The 6,432-nt window shown below is 68.9% G+C and carries 7 protein-coding genes; 5 read left to right on the forward strand and 2 right to left on the reverse strand.

Annotated features, from left to right (window positions below; genetic code table 11):
* The 5 genes from AB4Y86_RS09185 to AB4Y86_RS09205 all read left to right on the forward strand — a co-directional run.
* On the forward strand, positions 1 to 742 hold a 742-nt coding region (locus AB4Y86_RS09185), incomplete at its 5' end, for a vWA domain-containing protein (protein WP_441401938.1).
* A complete protein-coding gene (locus AB4Y86_RS09190; RefSeq protein WP_441401939.1) occupies positions 742 to 1,506 on the forward strand; it encodes an SRPBCC family protein in 765 nt (254 codons plus the stop codon). The genes AB4Y86_RS09185 and AB4Y86_RS09190, both read left to right, overlap by 1 nt.
* Positions 1,507 to 1,515: 9 nt before the next feature.
* Complete coding sequence (locus AB4Y86_RS09195) at positions 1,516 to 2,643, forward strand: XdhC family protein (RefSeq protein ID WP_441401940.1); 1,128 nt, start codon at positions 1,516 to 1,518, stop codon at positions 2,641 to 2,643.
* A 1-nt stretch (position 2,644) separates the two neighbouring features.
* Positions 2,645 to 3,346, forward strand: a complete 702-nt coding sequence (locus tag AB4Y86_RS09200) for a DUF5134 domain-containing protein (RefSeq protein ID WP_441401941.1) — start codon at positions 2,645 to 2,647, stop codon at positions 3,344 to 3,346.
* Positions 3,347 to 3,442: 96 nt separating this feature from the next.
* A complete protein-coding gene (locus AB4Y86_RS09205) occupies positions 3,443 to 4,063 on the forward strand; it encodes an L-threonylcarbamoyladenylate synthase (RefSeq protein WP_441401942.1) in 621 nt (206 codons plus the stop codon).
* A gap of 13 nt (positions 4,064 to 4,076) precedes the next feature.
* On the opposite strand, the gene AB4Y86_RS09210 is transcribed toward AB4Y86_RS09205, so the two are convergent.
* Together AB4Y86_RS09210 and AB4Y86_RS09215 are read right to left on the reverse strand one after the other, a co-directional pair.
* Positions 4,077 to 4,925, reverse strand: coding sequence for a class I SAM-dependent methyltransferase (locus AB4Y86_RS09210; protein ID WP_441401943.1), 849 nt, complete (start codon positions 4,923 to 4,925; stop codon positions 4,077 to 4,079).
* 92 nt (positions 4,926 to 5,017) lie between these two features.
* A complete protein-coding gene (locus tag AB4Y86_RS09215) occupies positions 5,018 to 5,950 on the reverse strand; it encodes an AfsR/SARP family transcriptional regulator (RefSeq protein ID WP_441401944.1) in 933 nt (310 codons plus the stop codon).
* Positions 5,951 to 6,432 lie beyond the last annotated feature (482 nt).

The raw sequence follows: 6,432 nt of genomic DNA on the forward strand, positions 1-6,432 counted from the left end.
CCACAGCAGCGCGCGGCTGGACGTCCGGGCCACCGTGCGGGCCGCCCGACGCYCCGGCTCTGACGTTGCCACGCTCCGCTACGCCGAACGCCAAGTGCAACGGCGCAAGCTGGTGCTCTTGTGCGACGTCTCCGGCTCGATGGACCCCTATTCGCGGATCTTCCTGGCGCTCCTGCAGGGCGCCGTCACCACCGCCGGGGCGGAGGCCTTCGTGTTCTCCACCCGGCTGACGCGCCTGACCAAGCAGCTGGCCCAGCGCAATCCGGATCTGGCACTCGCCCGGGCCGCCGCCACCGCACCGGACTGGGCCAGCGGCACCAGGATCGCCGAGAGCCTGCGGCGCTTCGTGGACGAACACGGCCGCCGAGGACTCGCCCGGGGCGCCGTCGTGGTGATCTTCTCCGACGGCTGGGCGCAGGAGGACCCGGAACAAGTCGCGGCCCAGATGGCCCGGCTGCGCAGGCTCGCGCACCGGGTGGTCTGGGTGAATCCGCGCAAGGCCGCGCCGGGCTATCAGCCGCTGGCCGGCGGCATCGCCGCTGCGCTGCCCTACTGCGACGCCTTCGTGAGCGGACACAGCTACACGGCGCTGGCGGAGGTGGCCGCCGCCGTCCGCGGCGGCGGCCCGTACGCAGCCGGAGCAGCCGGAAGGCCCGCAGCTGGACGGCAGACCGCTGGCAGACAAGCGGCCGGAAGACAAGCAGCTGGACGACAAAACACCTCAAGTCAAGGGAGCAGCTAATGCAGATAGACAGCAGTTTCGCGGTGGTCGCCCCGATCGGCACGGTCTGGGACACCCTGATGGACTTCGAACGTGTGGCTGGCTGCCTTCCGGGCGCCCGGATCCTGAACAAGCTATCCGAGGATGCCTATCAGGTGGGCATGACCGTCAAGCTGGGCCCGGTAAACATGCAGTACAAGGGCCTGCTCAACGTCCTGGAGCGCGACCCAGCGGAGCACCGGGCCGTGCTGGGCGGCAAGGCCCAGGAAACCCGCGGCCAGGGCACCGCGGAAGCCACGGTCACAATGGCCCTCACCGAGGACGGAACCACGACAAAGGGAACCGTCAGTGCCGACTTGGCACTGTCCGGCAAGGCGGCCGCGATGGGCAAGAGCGTGATCGGCAGCGTCACCGAGCAGATGATGGGACTCTTCGCAGACAATCTGCAGTCCATGCTGGCCGAACCCCCAGCGCCGGCCGTGGACGGGGCGGTCGATGCGGCAGGGGAACCGGCGCCGCCCGAACCGGCGCCAGCGGTCGCCGCACCCGTGCCCGCAACAACGGGCACCGGCACGCCGTCGGCATCGCCGACCGCTGCCCCGTCGACCCGGGTCCCGACCCCGTCGAGCAATCTGGATGTCTTCAGCCTCGCCAGGGGCGTCGCCGTCGACCAGCTCTCCAGCCCCGGCAAGGTCGTCGGCCTGGTCGCAGCGGTGGCCTGCCTCTCCTACTGGGCGGGCCGGCGGTCGGCGTTCCGGATGCTCCGGCTCTGCGGAAGGCTCTAGGGCGGGCCCATGCGCGACGTCCTGGCGGCCATCATGCCGGGCTGGCGGCAGGGCAGCACCGCCGGCCTGGCCACCGTCGTGAACACGTTCAGATCCGCGCCCCGGCTGCCGGGGGCATCGATGCTCGTCACCGCCGGCGGCGAAGCCGTGGGCTCGGTTTCCGGCGGCTGCGTCGAGGGTGCCGTCTACGAACTGGCCACCCAGGTCAAGGAGGACGGCGTCCCGGTGCTGGTTCGGTACGGGATCAGCGACGACGACGCGTTCGCCGTCGGCCTCACCTGCGGCGGCATCATCGATATCTTCGTCGAGCCGGTCTCGCGGGAGCGGTTCGCGGAGCTCGACGCCGTCCGGCAGGACATCGCCGACGACAAGCGCGTGGGGGTGGCCACGGTGATCGAGCACCCTGACAGCAGCTGGCTGGGGCGGCACCTGGTGGTGCGCCCGGACGGCTTCGAAGGCAGCCTGGGGTCCGAGCGGGCCAACCTCGCCGTCGGCGACGACACCCAGGGCTATCTGGCCGCCGGCCGGACCGGCATCCTGAGCTACGGCCCCGACGGAGAACGGCTGGACAGCGGGATGCGGGTCTTTTTCACCAGTTACGCCCCGCCGCCGCGGATGCTCATCTTCGGCGCCATCGACTTCGCCGCGGCCCTGGCGCGGCTCGGCAGCTTCCTGGGCTACCGGGTAACCGTCTGCGACGCCCGCGCCGTCTTCGCCACGCCGGCAAGGTTCCCCGAGGCCGCCGAGGTGGTCAACGAATGGCCGCACCGCTATCTTGCCGGGCAGCAGGAGCACGGGCTGGTGGACGAACGGACCGTGATCTGCGTCCTCACCCACGACCCTAAGTTCGACATACCCCTGTTGAAGGTCGCCCTGCGCGGCAGTCCGCTGGCGTTTGTCGGGGCCATGGGTTCACGCCGCACCCACGAGGACCGGATCAGGCGGCTGCGCGAGGAAGGACTGGACGCGGCCGCACTGTCCCGGCTGCACAGCCCCGTGGGCCTGGACCTCGGCGCCCGGACCCCCGAGGAGACAGCGGTGTCCATCGCCGCGGAGATCATCGCCAAGCAGTGGAGCGGCAGCGGGGAACCGCTGCGGCAACTGGACCAACGAATCCACCACGACGAAACGCTGTGAGATGGAACCCATGCTCGGAAACGAGGCCTTCCGTTGGGCCGCCTCAGCCGTGCTGCTCGCCGCGGCCGTCGCCGCCTTCTTGGCGGCGGTCTGGCCGTCCCCGTCGTACCCGCCGGCATTCCGGATCGACCGGGGACTCAACGCATTGATGCTGACGTCCCTGGCTCTGATGCTGCACCCGTCATGGACGGTCCCCGTTCTGCCGCAGATCCTGATCTTCCTGCTGGCCGCGTGGTGGTTTGTCCTCCGGGCTTCGTCCCGGCGTCCGACGTCCCAGCCCGCTTCTTTGCCCGCGGGACGCCGCCGCGCCGGGGATACCGGCCGGGGTACCGGCCGCGGAACATTGCTGTACCACGCGCTGACAATGGCCGCCATGGCGTACATGCTGCTGGCCGGGGCGACGTCCGGCGCGAACCCGGTCCCTGCCCGCTCTAGCGCGGCCGCCGTCGTGGCGCCGCATCACTTTGCGGCCGCCCCGACGGCGGCCCTGCTGCCGGAACTGGCAACCGCCGGAGCGGTCGTTTTGCCCTCCCTGCTGGCGGCGTTCTTCGGGTTCGCCGCGATCCTGTGGAGTGTGAGGTTGATCCGGCAGCTGCTCTCCCGCGCGCCGGGTGGCAGCCGGAGCGCGTTCCAGGAACTCGCCGGTGCGGCTCTGATGGCACTGATGTTCGTGTCCCTGGCCGCATCCCGACTTCCGGCCTGACCACCGGGCCGGACGGCCCGGGAGTGGCCGCCAATCGCCTCGCTGGCCCGCAGCCGCCGCGCCCGAAGCGCGGCGCGCCGGGCGTAAGCTCGTGCCATGGCGAGATTCTTCGATGTGCACCCCGACAACCCCCAGCACCGCTCCATCACCCAGGTGGTGGAGTTGCTAAAGTCCGGCGGCTTGATCGCGTACCCCACCGACTCCTGCTACGCCCTCGGCGCCCAGCTGGGAAACAAGGACGCGCTCGACAGGATCCGCAGCATCCGGCACCTTAGCGACAAGCACCACTTCACGCTGGTCTGCAAGGACTTCGCACAACTCGGCCAGTTTGTGCAGATCRACAACGACGTCTTCCGCAGCATCAAGGCCGTCACTCCGGGCAGCTACACCTTCATCCTGCCGGCCACCAAGGAGGTGCCGCGGCGGCTGCTGCACCCGAAGAAGAAGACGGTCGGCGTCCGGATTCCGGACCACAAAGTGGTGCAGGCGCTCCTGGCCGAACTTGGCGAGCCGCTGCTCTCCAGCACGCTGCTGCTGCCGGACGAGGAGGAGCCCCTCACCCAGGGTTGGGAAATCAAGGAACGGCTGGACCACGTGGTGGACGCCGTCATCGATTCCGGCGACTGCGGAGCGGAGCCGACGACGGTGATCGACTACTCAAGCGGCGTCGCCGAGGTGGTCCGTCACGGCATGGGCGACCCGTCCCGGTTCGAATAGGCAGGCGCCGGCCCTAGGACCGGCCCTGGAAGCTGTAGCGCAGGATCCGGGCCTTTCGGGCCATGCTGGGGATGCGCCCGGAAATCCTGGTCGCCAACCGTAGCCACGTCGGGAACAGCTCCACCTCGGGGGCGTGGGCCAGGCTCGTCTCCTCGACCAGTTTCAGCTGCTGGTCCCACCTCTCGGGCTGGTGTGCATCCTTGAAGCCGGGATAGCCGCTCCACTGACTGGCGACGGCGTTGAACATCCGCTGCGGAGCAATCCTGACGGCGATCCTGCTTGCCCAGCCAATGCGGCCGTAATCGTTGAAAGCCAGTTCACCCGACTGGAAATGGCCGGTCATCCGTTTCAGCAGCGAGGTAATCTCCGCCTCGCTGAGGAACGCCAACAACCCGTTGGCGATCAGCAGCGCCGGGCGCTGCGACGGGATCGTGTCCGGCCACCGCCCATCGGCGAGCGTTGCCGCCACCGAGTGCGCCCGGGCATTCGGCGGCAGGACGGCGTCGCGCACGGCGATAACCGCGGGAAAGTCAATGCTGTACCAGTCGATCGACGCCGGCGGCCGCACCCGTGACATGCCGTCGTCCAGACCGGCTCCGAGGTCCACCACGACGGCGTCCGGGTGATCGGCTGTGAACGCCCGGACCCGGTCATCGAGCATCTTGGTCCGCAACGCTTCCTGACAAACCACACTGGTCACCACCCCCAGGCCGGCGAAGTCATAGTCGATGCCGGCGACAACCTCGGCGGCGCGGGTGTCCCCCAGAATCGGCTGCCGCGAACGGCTATCGAGTGCCCGGGCGTACAACGTCAAGAGCGCGGTCTCTTCCAGCGGGGTGAACCCGCCGACATCAATTCCCATGCTCCACCCCTCCCGAAAGTCCCGTCCCCGTCCGCGGGGCCGGCAGTTGCTCGCGCCTCACACACCGGCGGCGCCGTGAGGTTCCGCCGCCGTCACACCGCCGCGCGGGCCCGCTGCAGGAAGGAATCCAGGACTCGGCCGGCATTCTCGTGCAGCCTGTCGTCAGCCGCCAGCCGCTCCGGACCGGCTGGCTGCAGCCGTTCACCGAGGCAGAGCAGGGCCGCGAGGGCCTCGGAGAGTTCCGCGTTCGCCTCCGCGCGCTGCCGCAGCAGCCGCAGATGCGCCGCTTGGAGGGCCGGTCCCGGCGAGCAGGCCAGGTCTCGGTCAAAGAGGCGGCGGCAGCGGTCGTAGGCGGACAGCCCCTCGGCGGGCAGACCGGCCAGCTCATACGCTGTGACCAGCACCGTCCACGCCCTCTCATTCAGCGGCTCCGCCCGGACTGCCGCCTGGGACCAGCGGATCGCGTCATCAAGCCGTTCAAGGAAGGTCGCCGCCTCGGCCGCTGAAATCATCGCCGCGACCCGCTCGGCGGCGTGGCGGGTACGGGCCTCGTCGGCCCAGTCCGCGACGAGTTCGAAGCCGAGCAGGGGTTCAGCCGAGAGCTCTAGAGCCTCGATCAGCAGCGGATAGGCATCGGCAGGTGAGGCAAGGCGCGCCGCGCCGAGCAACGCACGGAAGCGTGAGAGGTCCAGTTCCACGAGCTGTGGTTCTAACACGTAGCCGCTGTTGGCAGTCCGGAGCGGCCCCGTCTTGGTCTGCCCCGGCTGGATTGCGCGGCGGATGCCGCTGACGTAGCTCTCGAGCGTCGCCACCGCCCCGTCGCTTGCGCTCGGCCCCCAGAGGATCTCGACCAGCCGGGTCTTGGAGACAGGCGTGCCCAGGTTCAGCAGCAGGACCTCAAGAATGTGGCGCGGCTTGCACCCGCCCAAATCCGCGGCAGTGAGGGCCTGCCCCACCCGCCGGATTTCCAGCGAACCAAACAATTGAACCGATATTGAGAGTGCTGCTCCCGGTGCGTTATCCACGATGTTCTCCGATTTCCCCAGGCAATTCGATTCAAATCGCGCATTCGAGAGCCAAAAATGCGACAGAACAGTGCACGAAGAAACCGCTGTTCGATCCGGCCCTCAAGGCCACCGTGACACGGTGCCCGGGTGGCAACAAGCAAGTCAACTACCCGATTTGTCGAGCTGCGAAAGACGGGTAGGGGCGCAGGCATCGCCGAGTACGCGCCCAAGGGCAGTTGCGAGTGGCCGGGGCCTTGACCAAGTAGGAAGTGGGAAAAACCGGGCAGCCTCAGGTACCGCCGCGCTCTGCCGCTTAGCACCCCGCCAGGATGGCCGCCGTCGCACCCGGCGCTATTTGGCCGCGGCGGGGGCAGAATTGAATCAGGTTGCTTCACTTTGACCGCAACATCCAGATCAAGCACGGCCAGATTGAGAGGGTGCGCCATGAACACCGGGAAAGCACGCGTCACACTGCTGCTGACAGCGGTCCTGCTGGGCAC

This window comes from Arthrobacter sp. 2YAF22_2, from assembly GCF_052114645.1.
Classification (GTDB): domain Bacteria; phylum Actinomycetota; class Actinomycetes; order Actinomycetales; family Micrococcaceae; genus Arthrobacter.